Raw genomic sequence first — 23997 nt, 5'->3', positions numbered from 1 at the left:
ATGCTTCCCGCGTGCCCTCTCTCACAGATGCTTCTCAGGTTGAAACGGGGTCGCGGCGACTGACTAATCTCGTCGATGTGGTCGCACCCGTGGGGCAAATGTGCGGCGCAGGTACACACTAGAGACTGCACAGAGCGTCAGTGGCGACCCGCACGGGCATCCGTTGCCGTGCCGGGCAGCACTGTCAGGGAACCGACCATGGAATTAGGAACTGTGAAGAACGACGAGACACCAGGCGTCGAGATGCCGATGAATCCCGGGGCGACCGCTGAATCGAATTCATCTGAGACCAGCATCCCGGGAACGCCCCCAACGACACCGATGGTACTCGACGCCGCGCCCGGCGAGGGGGTGCTGAGCCCGCGTTTCCGGTGGATCAGCGTCGGCATGTTCTCGCTGATTCTGCTGAGTGCCTTCGAGTCGATGGCCGTGACCACGGTCATGCCGGGCGTCAGCAAGCTGCTCGGCGGCGAATCGCTCTACGCGTTGGCCTTCGCCGGCCCTTTGGCGGTCAGCGTGGTGGGCATGGTGCTCGCCGGAAACTGGTCGGACCGGCGCGGTCCGCGTGGGGCGCTGTTGGCATCCGTTGTGCTCTTCACGATCGGACTGATCGTTGCCGGTACGGCGCAGACGATGGAGGTGCTCGTCGTCGGTCGTTTGATTCACGGGCTGGGTGGCGGCGCCATCATCGTCGCGCTCTACGTGATCGTCGCGCGCGTCTTCCCAGCGATTTTGCACCCTCGAATCTTTGCCGGTTTCGCAGCAGCCTGGGTGATTCCCTCGCTGATCGGCCCCTTCCTGGCCGGTGTTGTGGCCGAGACCTTTACCTGGCACTGGGTTTTTCTCGGCGTCGTGCTGCTTGTCGTTCCGGCCCTGATCATGGTGCTTCCGGCGCTGCGCGGCATGGGCAACAAACTGGGCCCGGATGCCGCGCCCTGGAGTATCTCGCGCATCGCCTGGTCGGCGCTGGCCGCCGTGGCCGTGCTCACCCTGAACCTGTCGGCCACAGCTGAAGGTGTGGCGCGCTGGCTCGTCCCCGTCGTGGCCATCGTCGTCGTGGCACTTGCCGTGCGCCCGTTGCTGCCGGTAGGCACTCTGCGCGCCGCAGCCGGCCTGCCGAGCGTGGTGCTGTTTCGCGGCATCATCGCCGGTGCCTTCTTCAGCGCTGAAATCTATGTTCCGTACCTGCTGTCGTCGCAGTACGGCCTGACCCCCTCGATGGCCGGGCTGGCCCTGACCCTCGGCGGTGTCGCCTGGGCGATCGCGTCGCAGGTGCAGGGGCGATATCCGATTCAGCTCACCCATCCGCGCTGCTTCGGCATCGGCTTGGCGCTGCTCGGCTTCGCGCTGGCCGTGGCCATCGTTGCGCCGCTCTCCGGGATGCCGCCGTGGGCGCTCATCGTGGGTTGGGGCTTCGGAGGCGCCGGCATGGGGCTCATGTACCCGCGCACCTCCGTCATCGCGCTTCAAGCGTCGACCGTCGACAACCAAGGATTTGTCAGCAGTGCGATCTCGATTGCGGATGCGATCGGCTCGGCGGCCTGTATCGCCCTCACGGGAATCGTGTTCGTCTCGTTGGCGGCATTGGGCGGAGTGTGGCCGTTCGTTGGCTGCTTCACCCTCGCCGCGCTGATCTGGGCAGCCGGCCTGGGCGCCGGCTGGCGTGCGGTCGGGCGGCCCGCCACTCGCTGACTCTGACTGCAGGGCGCTTCGCTCCGGCGCCCGACCGCCGCGGACCACGTTCGGGAAGCGGGCCCACGACTAACCGTGGGCCCGCTTCCTGGACGTGGTCCGCGGCGCTACACGCGCGGGCGCGGGGGCGAGAGGGGTCCTCCCCGATCGCACGCTGCGCGAGTTATGCACTGGATCGGCGCGGATGCGTGCCGCGCCGCCGCCGCGGGCGACAGAGTGAGGTGTGGTCACCTGTGAAACCGCGGCATCCTTCGGGCGCGAGCCGAGCGATGCGGCACTCGCCGACATCGTGCAGATTCTGAGTGCTCGAAATCAGGGCCTCGTTCTGGGGACGGCACTGAACGAGAACGGGGTGAACTCGCATGAAATTGAGCGGATGATCCAACGGGGACAGTTGGTGCGCATCCGTCGGGGTGCTTATGTGGGAGCAAGCGGGTGGGAGCAGGCGAGGCCCGAACTGCGCTACCGGATGTTCGTCCGGGCATGCGTGGCCCTGACTGAGCGGCCCACGGTGCTGTCTCATTTGTCGGCGGCGGTGATCCATGGGCTCCCGATCGTCGGGCCGTGGCCGACGACCGTGCACACGCACGAGCCGGATGCCGCCGGCGGGAATTCCTCGAGGTACGTCACCAGCCATCGTGGTGGGCTTGTGGCTGAGCCGGTGCGCGTCGACGGGATGCTGGCCACGTCGTTGGCCCGGACGGTCATCGATGTGGCAGCGCACAGTAGCTTTCTCACCGGGGTGGGGGTAGCCGACCAGGCGCTGCGGCGTGAAGCAGAACGCGCAGAACAGGAGCGGCAGCGCGGTGTGCGTGGGCTGCCGACCCTCACGAAAGACGGGCTGCGCGAAGAGCTTGCTCGGGTGAACCCCAGGGTGGGGGTCCGCAAAGTCGAGCGGGTTATCAACTTCGCCAACTCTGGAGCTGCAAATGTCGGGGAATCACTGAGCCGAGTGCGTATTTTCGAACTGGGGTTTGAAGTGCCTGAGGTGCAGGTGCACTTCCGGGGCGGTGATGGTCGCGACTATTGGGTCGACTTCTTCTGGCGTGGGGTTCGGAAGATCGGTGAGTTCGATGGCTGGCACAAATACACCCGTGGCATCATTCTCGGCGATCGTGATCCGGCCGAGGTCGTTCGAGCGGAGAAGAAGCGTGAGGACACGCTGCGTAAGCAGGTGAGCAGCTTCTGGCGCTGGGACTGGAATGAAGCGCTCTCGCCACGCACGTTTGCTCGGCTTCTTGCAGAGCATGAGGTACCGCGAGGCTGACGCCGCCGTGAGGCTGCGGCCCAGCCCGGCCCGAATGTGACTGTCACATTTCTCGGTCTGATGACGTTGAAACAGGCATAATTGACACGCGTTCACAATTGTGACCGTGCACATTTCGCAGAGACATCTTCATGACACCGGAATTACCGTCAGGGCGCGCGCCGAGTATTCGCGATGTCGCACGCCTCGCTGGGGTATCCCACCAAACGGTTTCCCGGGTTCTGAACAACCACCCGAGTATTCGTGACACCACGAAGGCGCGTGTGCTCCAGGTGATGGAGGAGCTGCAGTACCGGCCGAACAGGGCGGCTCGGGCTCTGGTCAAAGGTCGCTCGCGCACCATCGGCGTACTGTCGGCGTCGAGTTCCGAGTACGGCCCGGCTCGCAGCATCGAGGCGATCCAAGATGCGGCACGAGAGGTCGGGTACTACGTCAACACGGCGAACCTGACCGCGACCGACCCCGAAGCGATCGAGGCTGCCGTGGGCCACCTGATGGGCCAAGCGGTCGAAGGACTGGTCGTGATCGCGCCGCAGGTGCGGGTGTTCGACACGCTGGACCACCTGGCAATCGACGTGCCGTTCGTCACGCTTCAATCCACCAGGCGGCCCGGCGAAAAAGCGCTCTCGGTGGACCAGATCGCGGGCGCTCGACTGGCAACACGGCATCTGATCGAGCTTGGTCACCGCGATATCTATCACCTCGCCGGGCCCCAGGACTGGATCGAAGCAGAAGCGCGAATGCGCGGATTTCTTGACGAGATGGGGGCAATGGATGTGCCGACAACGGCCCCCATCCTCGGCGACTGGACGGCAAATTTCGGCTACTACGCCGGCCGGGAGCTGCTGAGAGTACGTGACTTCACCGCCATCTTCTCGTCAAATGACCAGATGGCACTCGGGCTGATGCACGCCATCCACGATGCCGGCCTCAATATTCCCGGCGATGTGAGCGTCATCGGGTTTGACGATATCCCCGAGGCCGCCCATTTTTGGCCGCCGCTCACGACCGTGCGGCAGGACTTCGCTGAACTCGGGCGCCGCGCGATCGCGATTCTGTTGGCCGAAATCGGCGGCCAAGAGACCGAGGGCTACCACGGCACAATCGTGCCCGAACTCATCGTTCGATCCTCGACGGGGCGCCCGGCGGCGTAAGAGGTCCCGCTGAATATCGGCGACGGGCGCCGGTCGGTTGGGGCGGATGCGTGTGACGTGGCGACCGAATTCTCGTGCAGAACCGCATCCGTCATCGCGTCTCTCGACGTATTTTCAGACCGTTGTCAATTCGAGACATTGATGGATTGACACAGGAATCACGCTTGCGGCTAACATGGGCAGAACTCAATGTGACCGTTCACATTTTGATCTGTTCGCACAAAACGCACCAGCTGTATCCGACAAAGGAGTCCCGCCGTGAGCTCGACCGCACGCCAGCATGACGAACGATCGTCAGTCGACGGCGAGTCGTACGTCATCGGAGTCGACTACGGCACTCTGTCGGGTCGTGCCGTCGTGGTGCGCGTCTCCGACGGTGCCGAGCTGGGGAGCGCAACGCTCGACTACCCGCACGCGGTGATGGACACCACGCTCGCCGCAACCGGGGCGAAACTCCCACCCGAGTGGGCTTTGCAGGTTCCGCAGGATTACGTTGACGTCTTGAAGAGCGCGGTCCCGGCTGCCGTTGCCGCAGCGGGCATCGACCCGGCCCACGTGATCGGTGTCGGCACCGACTTCACCGCCTGCACCATGATCCCCACCCTGGCCGATGGCACACCGTTGAACGAGTTGACCGAGTACGCCGATCGCCCGCATGCCTACGTGAAGCTGTGGAAGCACCACTCCGCTCAGCCCCACGCCGACCGGATCAACGACCTTGCCTCCGAACGCGGCGAGAGCTGGCTGCCGCGCTACGGCGGACTGATCTCAAGTGAGTGGGAATTTGCCAAGGGCCTGCAACTGCTCGAAGAGGACCCCGAGTTGTACCACCGCATGGATCGTTGGGTGGAGGCGGCCGACTGGATCGTCTGGCAGCTCACCGGTCGGTACGTGCGTAACGCCTGCACCGCCGGCTACAAGGGGATCCTGCAGGATGGGTCGTATCCGAGCGAGTCATTCCTCGGTGCGCTGAACCCCGAGTTCGCACGCTTCGCCGCCGACAAGGTAGACCACGAGATCGGCCAGCTCGGTGCGTCCGCCGGCACTCTCTCGGCTCAGGCCGCCGCGTGGACAGGCCTGCCCGAGGGCATCGCCGTGGCCGTCGGCAACGTCGACGCCCACGTGACGGCCCCGGCCGCACAGGCCGTCGCGCCCGGCCAAATGGTCGCCATCATGGGCACCTCGACCTGCCATGTGATGAACTCCGACGTGCTCGCCGAAGTGCCGGGCATGTGCGGCGTCGTCGACGGCGGCATCGTCTCCGGACTTTACGGCTACGAAGCCGGCCAGTCCGGGGTCGGCGACATTTTTGCCTGGTACGTGAACACCCAGGTTCCGCAGCGCTATTTTGAGGCAGCGGATGCCGCCGACCAGTCGATCCATCAATACCTGACCGATCTCGCCGCCCTCGAACCCGTGGGTGCTCACGGTCTGATCGCCCTCGACTGGCACAGCGGCAACCGCTCGGTGCTGGTCGATCACGAGCTGTCGGGACTCGTCGTGGGAACCACCCTCACCACGCGCACCGAAGAGATCTACCGGGCTCTGCTCGAAGCTACCGCGTTCGGCGCGCGCACCATCGTTGAAACCTTCAACGCGAGCGGGGTGCCGGTCACTGAGTTCATCGTCGCCGGCGGGCTGCTGAAGAATGCGTTCCTGATGCAGACCTACAGTGACATCCTGCGCCTGCCGATCTCGACGATCGCGAGCGAGCAGGGCCCGGCGTTGGGTTCGGCCATCCACGCCGCGGTCGCTGCCGGAGCCTACGTCGACGTGCGCGAGGCCGGCCAGGCGATGGGCAAGCTGAACCGCAACGTCTATTCGCCGAACCCGCAGTCCGCTGCGGCGTATGACCTCTTGTTCGAGGAGTACTCACTGCTTCACGACTACTTCGGCCGCGGCGTAAACGAGGTGATGCACCGGTTGAAGGCCGTGAAGCGTTCGGTCGGTGCGGCATCGGTTGCGTCGGCGCCTTCGGCGACGGGGATCTCGACAAGCTCGATCAACGGAGGCGGCTCGATCAGCGGAGGCGGCTCGATCAGCGGAGGCGGCTCGATCAGCGGAGGCGGCTCGATCAGCGGGGGCGGCTCGATCAGCGGGGGCGGCTCGATCAGCGGGGGCGGCTCGATCAGCGGGGGCGGCTCGATCAGCGGGGGCGGCTCGATCAGCGGGGGCGGCTCGATCAGCGATGACGCCTGCGAGGTGCCCGCATGAGCACCTTTGGCCCGCAGATCGAGGTTGCCATCGCCCGGATACGCACCGAGATTGCCCACCTCCATGCCGAGCTGACCGCCAACAACCTGGTGGTCTGGACCGGCGGCAACGTGTCGGGACGAGTTCCCGGCGCCGACCTGTTCGTGATTAAGCCCAGCGGCGTCGACTACGCCGACCTGGCCCCGGAAAACATGATTCTCTGCGACCTCGACGGCACGGTGATTCCCGAAACTCCCGGTGCCGAACGAGCACCCTCGAGCGACACCGCCGCCCACGCATACGTCTACCGGAATATGCCGGAGGTCGGCGGGGTCGTGCACACACACTCGACCTATGCCACCGCGTGGGCAGCCCGGGCCGAGGCCATTCCGTGCGTGATCACGGCGATGGCCGACGAGTTCGGAGGCGACATCCCGATTGGCCCGTTCGCCATCATCGGCGACGATTCGATCGGCCGCGGCATTGTCGAAACCCTCACCGGCCACCGGTCGCGTGCCGTTTTGATGCAGAATCATGGCCCGTTCACAATCGGCAGCACCGCCCGCGACGCGGTCAAGGCCGCCGTCATGGTCGAGGACGTCGCCCGCACCGTGCAGTTCGCCCGATCAGGCGGCGCGCTTGTGCCGATCCCGCAAGAGGCAATCGACTCCCTCTATATGCGTTACCAGAACGTCTACGGACAGACCCCACAGGGAGAACTGCAGAAATGACCGCCCTTTCAACGACGCTCGACCACTACGAGGTCTGGTTTCTCACCGGAAGCCAGAACCTGTACGGCGAGGAGACCCTCCGCCAGGTGGCCGAGCAGTCGCAGGAGATCGCCCGCGCTCTCGGTGCCGCCCACGACGTGCCGGTCACCGTCGTCTGGAAGCCGGTTCTCACGAGCTCGGAGTCGATCCGCCGCGCGGCACTCGATGCCAACGCCGCCGACAATGTGATCGGGCTGATCGCCTGGATGCATACCTTCTCTCCGGCAAAGATGTGGATCGCCGGCCTCGACGCGCTGACCAAGCCGCTGCTGCACCTGCACACGCAGGCCAACGTCGAACTGCCCTGGGCCGAGATCGACTTCGACTTCATGAACCTCAACCAGGCCGCCCACGGCGACCGGGAGTTCGGCTACATTCAGACTCGCCTCGGCGTCGCCCGAAAGACCGTCGTCGGCCACGTCTCGAACCCGGCCGTCACCGCCCAGGTCGGTACCTGGATGCGCGCCGCCGCCGGCTGGGCCGCCTCACGCAGCCTCAAACTCGCCCGCTTCGGTGACAACATGCGCTACGTCGCTGTCACAGAGGGCGACAAAACCGAGGCCGAACTGCGCTTCGGTGTGCAGGTGAACACCTGGGGTGTCAACGAGCTGGCGGATGCCGTGCACGCGATGTCCGAGACCGCCATCGATGCTCTCGTCGCCGAATACGACGAGCTTTACACGGTCGTTCCCGAGCTGCGACAGGGCGGCGAACGTCACGACTCGCTGCGCTACGGCGCCGCAATCGAGCTCGGGCTCAAGGGATTCCTTGAAGCGGGCGGCTTCGGGGCCTTCACCACCAGCTTCGAAGACCTCGGGGCTCTTCGCCAGCTGCCCGGACTGGCCGTGCAGCGGCTCATGGCCCAGGGGTACGGGTTCGGAGCCGAGGGCGACTGGAAGACAGCCATCCTCGTGCGCGTCGCCAGTGTGATGGGGGCGGGCCTGCCCGGTGGCGCCAGCCTGATGGAGGACTACACCTACGACCTCACGCCGGGCAAGGAACTGATCCTCGGCGCTCACATGCTTGAGGTCAGCCCCGCACTGACCAGCGCCAAGCCGACCCTTGAGATCCACCCGCTCGGCATCGGCGGCAAGGAAGACCCCGTGCGTCTCGTCTTCAACGCTGACCCCGGTCCCGCCGTCGTGGTCGCGATGTCGGACATGCGCGACCGGTTCCGCCTGGTCGCCAACGTCGTCGAGGTCGTCGAGCCCACGCAGGCGCTGCCCAACTTGCCCGTCGGACGAGCGGTCTGGTCTCCGGAACCCGATTTCGCCACATCCGCCGCAGCCTGGCTCACGGCCGGTGCCGCCCACCACACCGTCATGTCGACCGCCGTCGGCATCGAGGTGTTCCACGATTTCGCCGAGATGTCTCGCACCGAGCTTCTCGTGATCGATAAAGCCACCACCCTGCGCGATTTCACACGCGAGGTGCGCTGGAATCAGGCCTATTACCGCTTGGCACAGGGCCTGTAATCACACGCTTAACCCCTCCGAAAATCCTTTGACATCAATGTCGATCGAAGAAAAACGAAAGGTAACACAGTGAAGAAGAAGTCATTCCTCGCGATCCTGGCCGCTGGCGCCATGGTTGCGTCATTGGCCGCATGCTCCGCTTCCGACACGGCTGACGCCGGCGCCGGCGCCGGCGGGCTCGTGGGCGTTGCAATGCCGACCAAGTCCTCCGAGCGTTGGATCCAGGACGGCAATGCCGTCAAGAAGCAGCTCGAAGACCAGGGCTTCAAGGTTGACCTGCAGTATGCAGAAGACGACATCCCCACCCAGGTCTCGCAGATCGAGAACATGATCACCAAGGGCGCCAAAGCCCTGATCGTCGCCTCGATCGACGGCACGACGCTCACCAGCGTTCTGCAGGAAGCGGCCGACAACAAGATTCCGGTCATCGCATACGACCGCCTCATCCGCGACACGAAGAACGTCGACTACTACGCGACATTCGACAACTTCAAGGTCGGGCAGCAGCAGGCCTGGTCGCTGCTCAACGGCCTCGGCCTGACCGAGCTTGACGGAACGGCCAAGGCTGACGCTCCGGCCGGCCCGTTCAGTGTTGAGCTGTTCGGTGGTTCCGCCGACGACAACAACGCCACGTTCTTCTTCAACGGTGCCATGGACGTGCTCCAGCCGCTGATCGACAAGAAGACGCTCGTCATCAAGAGCGGCCAGACCGACTTCAACACGGTCGCCACCCCGCGTTGGGACGGCGAAACCGCTCAGAAGCGCATGGAGAACATCCTCACGTCGACCTACTCCGACGGCTCGAAAGTCAACGCGATCCTCTCGCCGTATGACGGAATCTCGCGTGGAATCATCTCGGCTCTGACGGACGCCGGCTACTCGGTCGGCGCTGAATGGCCGATCATCTCGGGCCAGGACTCCGAGATCGACTCGGTCAAGGCCATCATCGCCGGCGAGCAGTACGCGACGATCTTCAAGGACACGCGTAAGCTCGCTGCAGTCGCCGTTGAGATGACCGTCGCCGTGTTGAACGGCGAGAAGCCCGAAATCAACAACACCACGGACTACGACAACGGCAAGAAGGTTGTTGACTCGTACCTGCTGGACTCGACCGTTGTGGTCAAGGACAACATCACCAAGGAACTGGTTGACTCCGGTTACTGGACTCAGGCAGACATCGACGGCTAGTCCGTCACGACGAACCGGCGGGGAACTTCGGTTTCCCGCCGGTTCGTCACCTCATTCCCCAGCACTACTGAGAAAGGCACGTCTGTGACTACCAACATTCTCGAGATGCGCGGCATTACCAAGACCTTCCCCGGCGTCAAGGCGTTGCAAGAGGTCACTCTGAACGTTGCACGCGGCGAGATCCACGCCATCTGCGGTGAAAACGGTGCCGGCAAGTCCACCTTGATGAAGGTGCTCTCCGGCGTGTACCCGCATGGCAGCTATAGCGGCGACATCGTCTTCGAAGACGAGGTTGTCGGCTTTCGCGACATCACCGATAGCGAAGCCAAAGGCATCGTCATCATTCATCAGGAGCTGGCGCTCAGCCCCTACCTCTCGATTGCGGAGAATATCTTTCTCAATAACGAGTTGCGCGGCGCGTTCGGCCTGATCGACTGGAACAAGACCAACCACGAGGCCGCCAAGTTGCTGGCCCGCGTCGGCCTGCGCGAGAACCCGACCACCCGCATCCTGGACATCGGTGTCGGCAAGCAGCAGCTTGTCGAAATCGCCAAGGCGCTCTCCAAGCGCGTGAAACTTCTTATTCTCGACGAGCCGACAGCCGCCCTCAACGACGAGGACTCCGCTCACCTGCTCGACCTGATGCGCCACCTCAAAGAGCAGGGCATCACGTCGATCATCATCAGCCACAAGCTCAACGAGATTAAGAAGGTCGCGGACTCGGTCACCGTTATTCGCGACGGCAAGGCCATTGAGACGATTGCCCGTGACGACGTCACCGAAGATCGCATCATCAAGGACATGGTCGGTCGCGATCTCGAGCACCGCTATCCGGATCACACGCCGCACATCGGCGAGGAGATTCTGCGGGTCGAGAACTGGACAGCCCACCATCCGCAAGACGCGAGCCGCGTCATGGTCGACAACGTGAACATCAACGTTCGAAAAGGCGAAATCGTCGGCATCGCCGGCCTGATGGGTGCCGGACGCACCGAGTTCGCGATGAGCTTGTTCGGGCGCAGCTACGGCAGCCGCATCTCGGGCCGCGTGTTCAAGGAAGGCGTCGAGATCAAGACGCGTACCGTGACCGAGGCGATCGAGAACGGCTTGGCGTATGCCACCGAGGACCGCAAACAGTATGGTCTCAACCTGATCGAAGACATTCAGCGCAACATCTCGATGGCGTCGCTGGGCAAACTGAGCAAGCTGGGTCTCGTCGACGGCAATGAAGAGTTCAAGGTTGCCAACGAATATCGCACCAGCATGAACATCAAGGCACCGTCGGTGTTGGCCAAGACCGGCAAGCTGTCGGGCGGAAACCAGCAGAAGGTCGTGCTGTCCAAGTGGATCTACTCCAACCCGGATGTGCTCATCCTGGATGAGCCGACCCGCGGCATCGACGTGGGCGCCAAATACGAGATCTACGCGATCATCAACGAGCTCGCGGCGCAGGGCAAGGGCATCATCGTGATCTCCTCTGAACTGCCCGAGCTGCTCGGCATCAGCGATCGCGTGTACACGCTCTCCGAAGGCTGCATCACGGGCGAGTTTCCGATCAAGGATGCGACGCCGGAGACCCTCATCAAGCACATGACCATGGAAAAGGCCCGCTAGCGTCGGCGCTTGCGGAAAAGGAGAACGTCAATGAGTGACCTCGATAACAAGCCGACGCTCGCAACTGCAGCGGGTGCACAAATCAATCCAAGCTCGTCGAAGGCCGGCGCCTGGCTGGCACACGTCGCCAGCGACCTGGGCAAAAACGGCATCTTCATCGCCCTGATCGTGGTGGTGGTGCTCTTCACCTTCCTGACCGATGGCATCCTGCTGCGCCCGCAGAACATCTCGAACCTGATCGTGCAGAACGGGTACATCCTCGTTCTGGCAATCGGCATGGTGATGGTCATCATCGCGGGGCACATCGACCTGTCTGTCGGCTCGGTCGCCGCATTCGTCGGCGCCGTCTCGGGTGTGTTCGCGGTGAGCTGGGGTCTGCCCTGGTGGCTCTCGATCATCCTCTCGCTGCTCGTCGGCGCCCTCGTGGGTGTCTGGCAGGGATTCTGGATCGCGTTCGTCGGCATTCCGGCCTTCATCGTGACCCTGGCGGGCATGCTGATCTTTCGCGGGCTCGCGCTTGCGGTGCTGGGCAACGCCAACATCGGCTCCTTCCCGGAGCAGTACCGGGCGCTGGGCAACGGATTCCTGAACAACGTCTTCGGTGAGTTCACACTGGACCCGCTCACCCTCGGCATCGCCGCGATTGCGATCCTCGCGCTCATCGTGCAGCAGGTGCGCACGCGCACCGGTCGGGCCAAGTACGGCCAGGCGGTGGAGCCCCTCGTCTGGTTTGTGGGCAAGCTCGTGTTGATCTCGCTCGCCATCGGCGCGTTCGCCTGGGCACTGGCCAGCTACAAGGGCATCCCGGTCACGTTGATCGTGCTGGCCGTGCTCGTGCTCGTCTACGGCATCATCATGAACCGCAGCGTGTTCGGTCGCCACATCTACGCGATCGGTGGCAACCTGCACGCCGCCGAGCTCTCGGGTGTGAAGACCCGCAACGTGACCTTCTGGCTGTTCGTGAACATGGGCATCCTGGCCGCTCTGGCCGGTTTGATCTTCACGGCTCGCCTCAACCTGGCCGGCCCGAAGGCCGGTGACGGTTTCGAGCTCGAGGCCATCTCGGCGGCATTCATCGGTGGCGCGGCTGTGACCGGCGGTATCGGCACCATCGGTGGCGCCATCATCGGTGGTCTGATCATCGGCGTTCTGAACAACGGTATGTCCATCATGGGTATCGGGATCGAGTGGCAGCAGGCCGTCAAGGGCCTCGTGCTGCTGCTGGCCGTCGCCTTCGACGTCTACAATAAGCGACGCGCGGGCGGTCGCTAAGCATCACACCTGCCGATGCCGGGGGTGGGGGAGGAAGCCTCAGGCGTCGATAAATGGGAAACAAAAGGCCCCGTTATCATCGGATGACGGGGCCTTTCGCCTGCGTTCAGGGGCCGTTCGGCGCCGCTGAAGGATCCGGTGTCGGATCCGGTGTCGGCTCGGCTGGCAGCCCGCCACGTCCGAACAGAAACAGGATGAGCGTCTCGGCCGTTCCGGGGAGCGGTCGCCCCCGACCCACTTGCCAGTTCGCATCCGCTGCCACGAGCGTGCGCGAGCGCAGCACGGCCTTGATCTCGGTGGGAACGATGAGGCTCCGGCGCAGGGCGACGGCGCCGGACGCAGCCGGTGCGACCGGCAGCGCGATGCCGAGCGGCTGTGCCAGGTCGTAGCCATGCACGACAGCCTCGGTCAGTTCGGTGATGCCCCGGCGGCCGTGCCCGGCTGCTGCGTCGGTGGCGATGTCCCGGATGCGTCGCACGAGTTCAGCGGGTTCAGCGGCAGCCGCGGCCCGACTGAGCTGATCGATGGCCGTGTTCGGGTTGAGCGAACGCCGCCCCCACGAGGCGCGCACGATCGAGCCGAGAAGCTCGCGGTTCGAACTGCCGATGCGCCAGACGAGGTGGCCGGCCACATCGCGCACCCGCCAGCCAGCACACCTGCTCTGCGTCTCCCATTGCGGAGGAGTGAGCGTGGCCAGCACGTCGGCAATGGCCGTGAGGGTGACGGAGAGGTGTCCGCCCCAGTTCGAGTTGGCGCCGGCTTCGTCGACGGAGGGGCGGTTGCTCAAGGGCAGGTCTTTGGCAAAGTCGGCCATGCCTCCAGCCTAGATGTTCTTCCCACTGACGTTATGAATACGTTCGAGGGTGACTTGCCTCCGATGCCGGTATGGGGTCTGTGGCAAGTAGCTGTGGTCCGCAGGCCCGGGTAGGTGTCGGCGCGGGCTTGGTCTGAGTTGTAGTTGAGGGCGGAGGCCCCCTCGGCGGCGAGGGGGCGGTGCCCGCCGCCGTCGGGGATGCGGCCGAGTTTCTTCACGTCCACGTGCACCAGATCGACGGGAGCCGTGCGTTCGGAGCGGATCGGTTTACCGATCAGGTCCGGCCCCCAGCGGTACTGGAAGGGTTCCGAGACGCGGGACTGCGCCCAGCCGCCCTCAACGACGAGCAAAATGAGCTGCAGGCGGCCAGCCGGGGTGAGCTTGGCGTTGGCATGGGTAACGTGGGACACGAGAACCTCCGTGGATCGGAATGAGTGTGGTAACCCATATCGATACCGGAGGTTCTTGCTTTAAGCCGTCATGGCCGCTGATCACAACCTGTGTAGGAAGAACACCAAAGCCAGCGCTCGAGTTCGGATGTCGCCCCCCTGGAGCATGCCGAGGATCGCCTGGTCGGTGTTGGCCGCGATCGCCGGACTCTCCCTCAACTTGTTCGCGGCGGTGGAGGGCCTGGCCCGGTGAGTTCCTCCGGTGGCCGCCATCGGTATCTCAGCCCACGCGTTGCACCGGCTACTGCCGATCGGACCGTTGCGGGCATGGGTTCATTTACCCGAGCACCATTGGTGATGGCCTTGCAGTCCGCAGCGCCCGCGGAGGCGGATTGCTTCAGATCGGCAATCTTGATTTCTGATGGAATCGGTTCGGCGGTGTCGATCGCGCTGACGGCGATCGTTTTCGTGGGGTTGGCACCGTTTGGCGGGGTGTGGCAGTTCGTTGGATGCTTCGCCCTCGCCGCAGCGATCGGACTGTTCGCGGTCGTGACGAGAGGTCGTACGTCGGTCGCGTCTCCTGCGGCCTGAGTTGGCGCTGCAGCAGAAGCGACTGAGCGCATTTGGCGGATACTCGTCTGCTCCGCGGCAGCAGCCCGGTTCGGTTAAGCTTTCTCATGGTGCGAGACGCGCTACAGCTGCGTTATCGGGACGTTTCTGTCGATTGATAAAGGAATCAAGTGACGATCACGGCCCAGAATATTGCTGCACCGAGCGGAGCCGAGGATCTGAGCCCACGTGCAGTAATCAGGCCTTCTCGGATTCGTGCAGACGTGCAAGGGCTCCGCGCAATCGCTGTTCTCGCCGTTATTGCCGACCATCTGTTCGGCTGGCCAACAGGCGGTTTCGTCGGCGTGGACATCTTCTTCGTATTGAGCGGTTTTCTAATCACCGGAATCCTCATGCGGGAATACGAAAAGTCCGGCCACATTTCCTTCCGCGACTTCTACGCGCGCCGGATTCGGCGAATTCTCCCTGCCGCGATGTTGGTACTCGTTGCAACAGTTGCCGCTGCGGCGTGGTTGCTCCCCCGGGGGCGCGCGTTGGAAGCCATGGTCGACTCTGTCTGGGCTGCCCTCTTTGCGGCAAACTGGCGGATGGCATCGGTCGGCACCGACTACTTTCAGAAAGGTCTGCCGCCGTCACCGTTTCAGCATTACTGGTCGCTCTCTGTCGAGGAGCAGTTCTACTTCGTTTGGCCCGTGGTGATGGTCATCGTGCTTTTCCTGGCCGCCCACCTGTTCCGCTCTCGGAAAGCGCCTCGTGTCGCTGTCTTTTCGGTGCTGGTCGCCCTGACACTCGGCTCAATGGTGTGGGGGCTGGCTGAGACCTCCAGCAACCCCACCGTCGCCTATTTCTCGTCGTTGACACGCGTGTGGGAGTTGGGCGTCGGCGCCATTCTGGCGCTTGCTGCGCCGCTATTCATGCGGGTTCCCGCTTCTGTACGTGGATTGATGGCCTGGATCGGACTCGTCGGAATTGGCCTCGGGGCCTTCCTGCTTGACTCGTCGACTCCTTTCCCCATGCCGGGGGCGATTCTGCCCGTCTTAGCAACAACGTTGGTGTTGGCGGCTGGCATTGGGACTCCCGGACTCGGTTACGACCGAATGCTGTGGCCGATTACGAATCGACTGATGGGATATGTAGGGAATATCTCATACTCGTTGTACTTGTGGCACTTACCGGTGATCGTGCTTCTCGTCGCGATCTTCCCAGCCGACTCGAAGAAGTACTACCTCACCTGTCTCGTGCTCATCACAGCACTGTCGATCGCGTCGTACCACTGGGTCGAAAACCCAATCCGCAAATCGAACTGGTTGCGCCCGGCGAAACCCGACTCACCGCACGAACACTCCGGGAAAGCCCGACTAATCGTCGTGATCGCCATCATTGCTGCCGTTACCGTGGTCGGTGGCGCAGTCGCGGTCGTGAAGAGAGCCGAAGCAGCTGCGAGCCCGCCATCAGACCTGCAGTCTCAGGCTTGTGTCGGGGCGGCCGCATTGGACTCTGCCGGGGCTGCCTGCGACAGCTCAGCGAACGGCGATACCGTTTGGCCGGCGGTGAGTGACGTCGAAGACGATACCGGCGGGGCATTTTCCTGCTGGCGCAAACAGGGCGGTGAGCTTCGCTCGTGCAACTACGGGGCACAAGGCCCCAGTGCCCTTCGGGTGGCCCTCGTGGGAGACAGTCACGCCGCGATGCTCGTGCCTGCCCTGTTGCCTCAGCTCGAGAGACTGAACTGGTCCCTTGACACCTACTTGGGTTACGGCTGTCAGTGGCGCGAAAGTCCGATCGGCTCGGATTGTGGCACCGTAATGGCAGAAACCCAAGCTCGATTAACTGAGAAGGCCAAACCGTACGACCTGATCATTACGACTTCCGCGCGTTGGGCCAATGGAAATGACCTTCGTCCCGCAGTGGATGGAGCCGCCCGCTATTGGGCGGAGGCAACGGGATTGGGCACAAAGGTCGTCGCTGTGGCCGACAACCCCGGGGTCTCCGAGGACGCGATGAGCTGTATCGCGCGCGTGGGTTTCAACCCCGCCACTTCTAACTGCTCGACACCTCGAGACGAAGCAACGGCCGTACCTGACCCGTTGGTGCAGACTGTGGAGAGGGTGAAGGGTTCAAAGCTTGTCGACATGACCGACTTTTTTTGTATTAGGAGCACCTGCCCGGCCGTCATCGGAAATGTGATTGTGTATCGCGACACCGCCGGTCATCTAACCGCCACCTACAGCAAGACCCTCGGTAAGCCACTGACCGACCGCATTCTCAGTGCAAGCGAGTAAATCGGCGGCGGCTGATTATCAGGTCGTCTCTTGGTATAATCTCACGGGCGAACAGGCCGTATCGGTAAGAGAGTAGTCAATTGAGTAAGAATTCCGGCCAGATCGTTGCGTTTCCTTATTGGTCCGACAACCCGTACCTGAACATGCTGTATTTGGCGCCTCGGGCGGCTGGCTGGAAACTCAAGACTTCGACTTTGCTCACCTCGCTCCTGATTCAGCTCGACGAGGTCGGCGCAGGGGACGTCGTCCACATTCATTGGACGTCGCCGATTGTGCAGAAAGCCGACACCCGTGAAGAAGCTGCCGAGCAGCTCCGTGCCTTTCAGCAAGGCCTTGACACGGCGTTGGCCAATGGGGCCGTCCTGGTATGGACAGTGCACAATGTGAGGCCGCATGAGTGCCTCTACCCAGAACTAGAGTTGGAGCTCGTTAATTTTCTCGTCGATCGCGCCGCAGCGGTTCATGTGCTTTCAAAGGGAACCGAGATTGAAGCCTCGGATTACTACACGATTCCAATTGCGAAAATCGTGCATGTGCCGCACGCGAGTTATTCGGGGGTCTATGACCAGTCTTTGTCCCGGGCTGACGCACGGAATCGGCTCGGGCTAGCTGATGACGAAAAAGCGCTGCTCTTCTTCGGCCAGATGCGGGCATACAAAGGGCTGGATGTGCTCTTCGGTGCGGTCGAGCGCGCTGCCGCATTGGGGGAGACCATAGTGCTCTTGCTCGCAGGTAAGACGAAGGAAGAAGACCTGCTGGCGATCGAAGCGGTCCTTCCGCGCAATGTCAGAATCATTCGTGACCACAGCTACATTCCTGATGATTCAACGCAGGATTGGTTCGCCGCCGCAGACCTTGCAGTATTCCCGTACAAGAATGTACTGAATTCTGGCAGCGTCTTCCTCGCGGCCACGTATGGTCTACCGACAATCTTGCCGAATCAGGACCATATGCTTCGACAATTTCGTGCACAGAAATGGATCCAGTTCTATGACACGGCGAACGAGGTCGACAGCCTCGGGACGTTGATCGCTGATTTTGACATGACCGACGTGAGCCTTCGCGAGGAAGCAACTGCGTTTGCAGAAGGCTATACGCCCTATGACATGTCGAGAGAATTTCTGAAACGCCTGGAGGCAGCGCTCAGCTAGCCGAGATTTTTGGATCCAGCCTTCGTTGTCGCGAACGTCTATCGCGGCGTGACTTCTTCAGCATCTTGAAAGGCAAATAGAGTGCGCGGATAGCGGCCGGGTGACGCAGATCGGTAACCAGTGCGTGGCCGACGCGTCGAATCGGAAGAACGATGAACTGGGGTGACTTTCCGGCAGGGATCTGAGGGAGCCGTCGATCGGAGAGAACACGTACCTCTGCCTGTACGAAATCCACTGTGATGAGCAGGTGGGCATCCCAGATCCCCTTGCCGCTGAGCTGTGATCGATCGACAATAAACCCCAGTGTAGAAATAGCACTGTTGGGCTGAAGCTCCACTGAGTCAGAGGTGAATTCAGCACCTGAGCGACGATGTTTCATACGCAGAGCGGCACGGCTTCCTGCGGCAACTCCATTCAATTCGATCTCTACCGTCAGGCGTCGACCGTTTGCTTGAACGGCGGTGCTTGTCGCTCCGGCATGACGAATAACGCCGCTGAGAACGAGGAGTTCAGGCGTTGACCCACGCTCACAAATCGCAACGGCTTCACGTTCATTGTGGAAGAACGGTAGTCGCTCGCCAGAAAGCCAGGTAGCCCGATACTGCGCGACAGCGTGCATAAGCGAGGCCAGCGTGCCCTCGTCGAGCAGGTGTGCGATGGCAAGAAGCGGGCGGACCATGCGATAGCGCAATGCATCTGCCGCGAGATTGGGCTCATCGGGTAGCGCTTCGACAACTGCGGCGGTGGCAATGATTAGGGCCTCGAAGGCCTCGATGGTCGCCTCTGGCTCGCCAGCGCCAATTTGGCCCTCACTATTCAGAAGCGCCAGAACATCACTCCGCCCGTCGGCGAACAGGGTGAAGACGCGCACCTGCGCTGTAGTAAGGCTGTGCCGCGTGTGTTCAGGAGCTGCACGAAGTAGAGCTTTTACAATGAGTGCAGCATGCTCCATGACTGCAGGGTCTTCATTGCCGGAGCGCGTCTGGAGGAACCTGGTGAGGTGGACCCAACCGTCCGCTTTAAGGAACATCGAGTAGTACTGACTCTGCAGTTCTTCATCACCGTATTCAAGGAGAAGCCGCGCGCATTCCGCCTCCTGTGAGAGATAGCTGATCAAAGCGCTTGCTTTATCGGCTCGTGCAGTCATCGATTGATTTCCGGGTCGAGCACGATAAAGGTAGACGATCTCAGGAATGATATCCAGTGATCGGGCTGATACGAGAGCTCTTGTCATCGGCACGATGTCGTTGGAGCGGGTGACTTCCGGGAACTCGATTCCGGTGGACTCCCAGAACGTGCGTCGGAACATCTTGTTCCAGCATGCACGTCCACGAATGAGCGATGGCGCTTCCCTGAGTGAGATTCCAACAGATGGCTGATCGAACACTCTCCACGCTCGGCCGGGCTCCCACGTTTCCTTGGTGGAGAACTTGAGGAAATTGCCGATTGCCATATCGGACCCTGACCGCTCAAGCGACGCAATCAGCGCCGAATAGGCGCCATTGGGAATGATATCGTCACCATCGGCAAAGATCAGATAGCGCCCTTGCGCGAGCGCGGCGCCCTGGTTACGAGCATGCGCTCCGCCGAATTGCTCGGCAGACACCAGCTTGATGCGAGTATCGGTCGCGGCGAATGCGCTCACGATGGCCTTGGTCGAGTCTGTGGAATGATCGTCGACGACGAGGACTTCCATTCCCACGACATCTTGCCGGAGAATGCTTCGGATGCAGTCCGAAACCCACGGGCCGACTTCATGCGTGGGCACAACTACTGACAGAGAAACGCGATCGATTTCAAAAGTGCCGGTCACAGTCTCGAGCCTCATCTAGTTCGGGTATTTCGTACCCCAAGCCGATGACGTTGTGCGAGTGCACAACAGCCGCCCGTGAGTGGGCTGTTCTCTGAGGTGTGAATGGTGCTCATGAAATCCTAGTTGCTTCGGCCGGGCGATTGCCTACCCGGTTGCCAGAGCTCCATACTTGGCCTTCAAAACGGCGGATGTTGGCACCACATTGCAATTGGCGACAGATCCGGTGAATGCAACCGATTCGTTGCTATTGCGAGCCGTGAAGATCGTGGTCGTCGCACCAAAATCGGGTTTCAAGGCGTTTGTGTATCCGGAGATGAGGGAGTCCTTGACGGCATTCTTATTCGCGCGGGCCAGCTGGTAGGTCTTTACGCCGCCGTCGTACTGCTGGGAACCGGAAGGGAGGGCGATGAGATTCTTCTCAACTGAGATCCCCTCGGATTTCAGGCCGATGGTCACACCAGAGGCGGCGTAGAGCATGGTGTTGTTGCGGATGAGTACGTTTCGCGGGCTTGCATTTGCGGTGGCGGGAGTACTGGCAGCTGCCTTGATGTTCGCTCCGCGCGGTGCGCCGGCGAGAAAATTGCGTTCGATGAGTCCGCCGGTTGAGTAGATACTCGACATGAGGTAAATGTTATGCATCGTGCCGTGCTCGCCATAACCCCTGTTCTGCGTGATGCAATTGCCACTTACGGTGTAGTCGTTGGGGGCCGCCTTGATGAGCGCGGCGTTTGTTGTCGACGAAGGCTTGGTCGCCTCGATGATCAAGTTTGCAACGCCGGTGGTGCCCGTGACCTCATTGTTCTCAAACGTCCAGCCAGTTCCGCCAGCGAAGGTCGCAATCGCTTGTCCCGACTGAATCGTCGAGTCGTAGACGAAACGGAATCCGTTCACTCGCCAGAAGTCGGCTCCCCGCAACGCGATGGTTCCAGAAACAACCGGCTGCTCACCGGGGTAGGCCTGAAGAACGATGGGCTGGGATTGCGTCGCTGGGCGGGCATTCCAGCCGAGGGCTTCCTTGTAGGTGCCGCCTCGAACGACGATCACATCCCCAGCCTTCGCAATTCGAATTGCAACTTGGATATTCCTCAACGGTGCGCTGGGGGTTGGCTCAGGACAGGCCAGTTGGGCTGAACTCGATGAGGGTTTCCAGCCCGGTGTATCAAGGCATGTGAGGCGACTGTACTCTTTCCAACCCGTAAAGGTGGACCAGACCTTGTACTCCTTCTGCACATCCGTTCCGTTTGGGGCGACATAGATCGTCCGCGCGCCTGCTGACGCAGCTGCGATCGGGGCGCCGGACGGGGCGCGAGCGGCGAAGCTTGCATCTGCCGGGCCGAAGGTGCCAATGAGCAGGGCCGCGACCGCGACGAGACATCCAAGAGCTGTGAATCCGGATGAGCGCACTGAATTTCCCCTTTGCTGTGGCTATCAAGCCGACCGTGAGGGGACACGCCCCCCTAACATGGTCGCAGACTCTCGGACATGGTCGGCGCATTTGATTCAGTGTCGCAGCACTTTTCGCATGATTGTCGCGAGCGCCGGCGTATTGCGCTCCAGGGCTTGAACCACTCGTGAACGCAAGCGGGTCGGCGCGACTAATGGGATTGCGAGGCGCATTGCATCGTCAGCGTTGTCTGACCACCGCTTTCGAAGCAGTCCAAAATCGATAGCTGCGCGGCCGTAGTCATGGCACAGCGTCTGCAGAAGTGACGTACCGTCCCAGCCATCAGAAGGCAACACGGCGACGGACCACTGCTCGTACTGTTCCTCCCCGCCAATGACAACGACCCGTGGGCTGGCTCGGGTCAGACGATCGCGTTGGAGCGGCGCTGGATCAGCGGTCACAGTCACGGCAACATCCCAGATGCCGCTCAGATGATCCGGATCCACGACACTGAGATTGGGATATGCACTGCGAATGAGCCCGCCGAGCCGGGGCGGCACACTCACCGTCACCTGTGCATTAAGGTGACTCGCGTCGTTTGCGGCGCGTAACAGATTTGCCGCCAGCCCGACAGGTGCGCCCTCACAGTCTATGAGCAGCCGGACGACGTCATCTGACGGAACAATTGCATCGGCAAAAACATCGACAGGATCGGCCGTTCGTTTCAGATAAGACTGGACAGACTGTGTATAGGTCGGATGCCGACCCACCAGGATTCTCTCGTGGGCAGCGCGCAGCTGCATCCGCTGTTCGGAGGGGAAACTCTGCCCGACTGCGTGAAACACAAGTGCGCGATGCGAAATGAGGGAGAGGTAGCCGTGCTCGCGCATTCTCAGGCAGAAATCGTTCTCTTCGCCATAGCCGGGCGAGAAAATCTCGTCGAAGAGGCCGAACCGTACGATCAACTCGCGGCGAATGAGAAAACAGAAACCCATCGCGACCGGAGCAACGCTGAAGGCAGGAAGCTCGTTCACTACACCGGCGTAAACTTCGGTCGTGCGCTCAGCAGTTCGTTTAGCCCCTGGCCGCCTGAGACGATAGGGAAGGCTGGCAATTGTCGCGTTGTTACTGCGGGCACACACGATGCCGTGCTCAGGTGCCGCGTGGAGTACCGCGGTCATTTCGTCGAGAAAGCCCGGCGTGACGATCGTGTCACTGTTGAGCAGCAGAATGTCATTCGTCGAGTCGTCAAGCTCGAGCGCGGCGCGATTGCAATTGCCGACAAAGCCGAGATTGCGCGAATTGCGCTCATACCTCACGCCAGGCGTGCCGCTGACCGCGGATAGCACTGCCCGCTCGATATTCTCGGCATCTGGGCCGCAATCGTTGACGAGAAGCAGCGAGTGATGCGTGAGGTCAACTGAAGACGTGACTGCGGCGATGCAGGCGAGGAGGCCGGGAAGATCCCCATATATGGGTATCACGACGGTCACCGGATTGGTCTTGGTCACCTCAGGGCCTAGGAGCGCTGCGCTCGCCGGCGCAGGGCGCTGAACGGGCGCACGAACAAGGCGCGCGTTCTCCCGCCCAACCGAGTCATGATGAACGAAATTGTGATCCTTGGAGCGCGCCGGATATCAAAGTAGTGCTCCGGAAGGCTGAACCAGTATCTCGCGATGCTTGGGAGTCGATAGGCAGGCATCGTCGACGTATGTTTCAACCGCTCGATCGCCGCAGCATTGCTGAACTCGTGGGACTGGAATACACCGGACCGACTCTTCGCAGCAGCACCGTGCTGTGCGACAAGGGCTCGATCGTTGGCGTAGCGCTCAAGGTGATCCACCAGCTCCGCGGGCGATTGCAGATCGAAGAGATACCCGGTTTCGTCATGCGCAATGAGCTCGGCGCTGCCGCCTCGCGCGGCTGCGACGACCGGCTTTCCGAGGATCATCGCTTCGAGAGTGGTGCGCCCAAAGGCCTCGATGCTCGACGGCGTGACACAGACATCAGCAGCTGCCAAATAGGGGAATGGATTCGACTGTTCACCGACGATAGTGAGGCGATCGGCCACTCCGTGTCCCGCTGCCCGCTTCATCATCTGCATGTCGTAGCCGGGATCAATCCATGATCCGACGAGACAGAGTCGGGCATCGACACCGCGTGCAGTCAGTTCTCCGAGCGCGTCGATGACCCTCCACTGGCCCTTGGACTTGGCAAGCCGGCCGACGACCGTGATCTTGAGACTCTTGTCGTTCGCAGGGAACGGCGCACGGGCTGGCGGCTCCTTTGCCAGTTCTTGAATCCGCGGGACATCAAGGCCGGGATAAATAACCGACACCTTCGACTCGTCGAGGTACTGCCCAATGTGGGACTTCACGGCGTGAGAATTGGCGAAGACCGCCTCGGATAGCATCCCGATGTCGGTGAAAGTGTCGGCGCGGCCTATCTGGAAGGCAAGCCCGTGGTCGAGGTCGCCGTATTCACGGACGAACCAAGCATGAGGAATGCCCAAAGTCTTCGCCGCGAAGGCGCCCCACGGTGCCACGATGGTGTTGGTGACGACGAGATCGGGGCGTCGCTCTTCCATGAGCTTGATGATGTCGAGGGTTGAGGCATAGTCGTAACGAGCGAAGTAGGTGATCTCGCTGACAGGGGCGTCGTGTTTGGGGATAGTCCACCCGCGATACGCAAACGCCTTATATTTCCATCCGCGTTCTTCGATTGCCTTGATGAAGAGGCCCCGAGGGGCCTTAGTGATGAAGAACGCTTCAAAATCAGGGTCGCTCGCATACCAGTCCTCGACGAGCTTTATCATCGACCGCTCGGCTCCGCCTAAATTCGCAGGTGCGACGCTGTGGTTGATGAAGTAAACGAGCATGTTGCATTCCACCATATCTGGTCCAACGCGTCGCCACGGTGCAATCAACACCCGGAGTGGCTGTCTATACTGGTCGGGCAGCCCGGGTGTC

General features: G+C 62.0%; 17 protein-coding genes and 1 pseudogene. 12 read left to right on the top strand and 6 right to left on the bottom strand.

The annotated features are described in order from the left end of the window. The first annotated feature begins 198 nt into the window (after positions 1–198). The 9 genes from HNR05_RS11890 to mmsB all read left to right on the top strand — a co-directional run bounded on the left by HNR05_RS11890 (position 199) and on the right by mmsB (position 12625). Positions 199–1692 (top strand): MFS transporter, encoded by a 1494-nt coding sequence (locus HNR05_RS11890; RefSeq protein ID WP_246318396.1) that lies wholly within the window; start codon positions 199–201, stop codon positions 1690–1692. A 223-nt stretch (positions 1693–1915) separates the two neighbouring features. Then, on the top strand, positions 1916–2959 hold the full coding sequence (locus tag HNR05_RS11885) for a type IV toxin-antitoxin system AbiEi family antitoxin domain-containing protein (protein WP_179579203.1): 1044 nt from the start codon (positions 1916–1918) through the stop codon (positions 2957–2959). 131 nt (positions 2960–3090) lie between these two features. After that, a complete protein-coding gene (locus HNR05_RS11880; protein WP_179579201.1) occupies positions 3091–4113 on the top strand; it encodes a LacI family DNA-binding transcriptional regulator in 1023 nt (340 codons plus the stop codon). 258 nt (positions 4114–4371) lie between these two features. Then, positions 4372–6327, top strand: a complete 1956-nt coding sequence (gene araB, locus HNR05_RS11875; protein ID WP_343062571.1) for a ribulokinase — start codon at positions 4372–4374, stop codon at positions 6325–6327. Continuing rightward, complete coding sequence (locus HNR05_RS11870; RefSeq protein WP_179579200.1) at positions 6324–7037, top strand: L-ribulose-5-phosphate 4-epimerase; 714 nt, start codon at positions 6324–6326, stop codon at positions 7035–7037. The genes araB and HNR05_RS11870 overlap by 4 nt, the downstream gene beginning before the upstream one ends. Then, positions 7034–8551 carry an L-arabinose isomerase gene (gene araA / locus HNR05_RS11865; protein ID WP_179579199.1) on the top strand — a complete coding sequence of 506 codons (1518 nt, stop codon included), beginning with the start codon at positions 7034–7036 and terminating at the stop codon, positions 8549–8551. Before HNR05_RS11870 ends, araA begins: the two co-directional genes overlap by 4 nt. 111 nt (positions 8552–8662) lie before the next feature. Continuing rightward, the gene (chvE, locus tag HNR05_RS11860) at positions 8663–9739 is read left to right on the top strand and encodes a multiple monosaccharide ABC transporter substrate-binding protein (protein WP_179580903.1); all 1077 of its coding nucleotides are present in this window, start codon (positions 8663–8665) and stop codon (positions 9737–9739) included. Between the two features lie 84 nt (positions 9740–9823). Then, a complete protein-coding gene (mmsA, locus tag HNR05_RS11855; RefSeq protein WP_179579198.1) occupies positions 9824–11353 on the top strand; it encodes a multiple monosaccharide ABC transporter ATP-binding protein in 1530 nt (509 codons plus the stop codon). Between the two features lie 30 nt (positions 11354–11383). Further along, positions 11384–12625 (top strand): multiple monosaccharide ABC transporter permease, encoded by a 1242-nt coding sequence (gene mmsB / locus HNR05_RS11850; protein ID WP_179579197.1) that lies wholly within the window; start codon positions 11384–11386, stop codon positions 12623–12625. 106 nt (positions 12626–12731) lie between these two features. Here mmsB and HNR05_RS11845 read toward each other — a convergent pair whose 3' ends face one another. Continuing rightward, a complete protein-coding gene (locus HNR05_RS11845) occupies positions 12732–13439 on the bottom strand; it encodes a maleylpyruvate isomerase family mycothiol-dependent enzyme (RefSeq protein ID WP_179579196.1) in 708 nt (235 codons plus the stop codon). A 170-nt stretch (positions 13440–13609) separates the two neighbouring features. After that, a pseudogene (locus tag HNR05_RS17625) lies at positions 13610–13849 on the bottom strand (hypothetical protein); the annotation flags it as partial. A 306-nt stretch (positions 13850–14155) separates the two neighbouring features. On the opposite strand from HNR05_RS17625, the gene HNR05_RS11835 reads away from it, so the two are divergent. The 3 genes from HNR05_RS11835 to HNR05_RS11825 all read left to right on the top strand — a co-directional run bounded on the left by HNR05_RS11835 (position 14156) and on the right by HNR05_RS11825 (position 17831). Then, the gene (locus tag HNR05_RS11835; RefSeq protein WP_179579195.1) at positions 14156–14419 is read left to right on the top strand and encodes a hypothetical protein; all 264 of its coding nucleotides are present in this window, start codon (positions 14156–14158) and stop codon (positions 14417–14419) included. Positions 14420–14568: 149 nt separating this feature from the next. Continuing rightward, entirely contained in the window at positions 14569–16680 is a 2112-nt protein-coding gene (locus HNR05_RS11830; RefSeq protein WP_179579194.1) for an acyltransferase family protein, read from the top strand. 80 nt (positions 16681–16760) lie between these two features. After that, complete coding sequence (locus HNR05_RS11825) at positions 16761–17831, top strand: glycosyltransferase (RefSeq protein WP_179579193.1); 1071 nt, start codon at positions 16761–16763, stop codon at positions 17829–17831. Here HNR05_RS11825 and HNR05_RS11820 read toward each other — a convergent pair. The 4 genes from HNR05_RS11820 to HNR05_RS11805 all read right to left on the bottom strand — a co-directional run bounded on the left by HNR05_RS11820 (position 17824) and on the right by HNR05_RS11805 (position 23957). After that, positions 17824–19644: a glycosyltransferase gene (locus HNR05_RS11820; protein ID WP_179579192.1), complete on the bottom strand. Its 1821-nt coding sequence runs from the start codon at positions 19642–19644 to the stop codon at positions 17824–17826. The two genes, HNR05_RS11825 and HNR05_RS11820, sit on opposite strands and share 8 nt — an antisense overlap. Positions 19645–19788: 144 nt before the next feature. Then, the gene (locus tag HNR05_RS11815; protein ID WP_179579191.1) at positions 19789–20688 is read right to left on the bottom strand and encodes a hypothetical protein; all 900 of its coding nucleotides are present in this window, start codon (positions 20686–20688) and stop codon (positions 19789–19791) included. A gap of 456 nt (positions 20689–21144) precedes the next feature. Next, positions 21145–22539, bottom strand: a complete 1395-nt coding sequence (locus HNR05_RS11810; protein WP_179579190.1) for a glycosyltransferase — start codon at positions 22537–22539, stop codon at positions 21145–21147. 8 nt (positions 22540–22547) lie between these two features. Further along, positions 22548–23957 carry a glycosyltransferase gene (locus tag HNR05_RS11805; RefSeq protein WP_179579189.1) on the bottom strand — a complete coding sequence of 470 codons (1410 nt, stop codon included), beginning with the start codon at positions 23955–23957 and terminating at the stop codon, positions 22548–22550. Between the last annotated feature and the right edge of the window lie 40 nt (positions 23958–23997).

The sequence above is a fragment of the Leifsonia psychrotolerans genome (assembly GCF_013410665.1).
Classification (GTDB): Bacteria; Actinomycetota; Actinomycetes; order Actinomycetales; family Microbacteriaceae; genus Cryobacterium; species Cryobacterium psychrotolerans_A.
The sequence above is the reverse complement of the archived record's forward strand: the minus strand, read 5'-3'. Positions and strand labels throughout refer to the sequence as shown.

Coding starts and splice junctions, on each gene's coding strand:
- araA (WP_179579199.1), top strand. CDS start 7,034: ATGACCGCCCTTTCAACGACGCTCGACCACTACGAGGTCTGGTTTCTC.
- HNR05_RS11880 (WP_179579201.1), top strand. CDS start 3,091: ATGACACCGGAATTACCGTCAGGGCGCGCGCCGAGTATTCGCGATGTC.
- mmsB (WP_179579197.1), top strand. CDS start 11,384: ATGAGTGACCTCGATAACAAGCCGACGCTCGCAACTGCAGCGGGTGCA.
- HNR05_RS11835 (WP_179579195.1), top strand. CDS start 14,156: ATGGGTTCATTTACCCGAGCACCATTGGTGATGGCCTTGCAGTCCGCA.
- HNR05_RS11870 (WP_179579200.1), top strand. CDS start 6,324: ATGAGCACCTTTGGCCCGCAGATCGAGGTTGCCATCGCCCGGATACGC.
- chvE (WP_179580903.1), top strand. CDS start 8,663: ATGGTTGCGTCATTGGCCGCATGCTCCGCTTCCGACACGGCTGACGCC.
- HNR05_RS11845 (WP_179579196.1), bottom strand. CDS start 13,439: ATGGCCGACTTTGCCAAAGACCTGCCCTTGAGCAACCGCCCCTCCGTC.
- HNR05_RS11890 (WP_246318396.1), top strand. CDS start 199: ATGGAATTAGGAACTGTGAAGAACGACGAGACACCAGGCGTCGAGATG.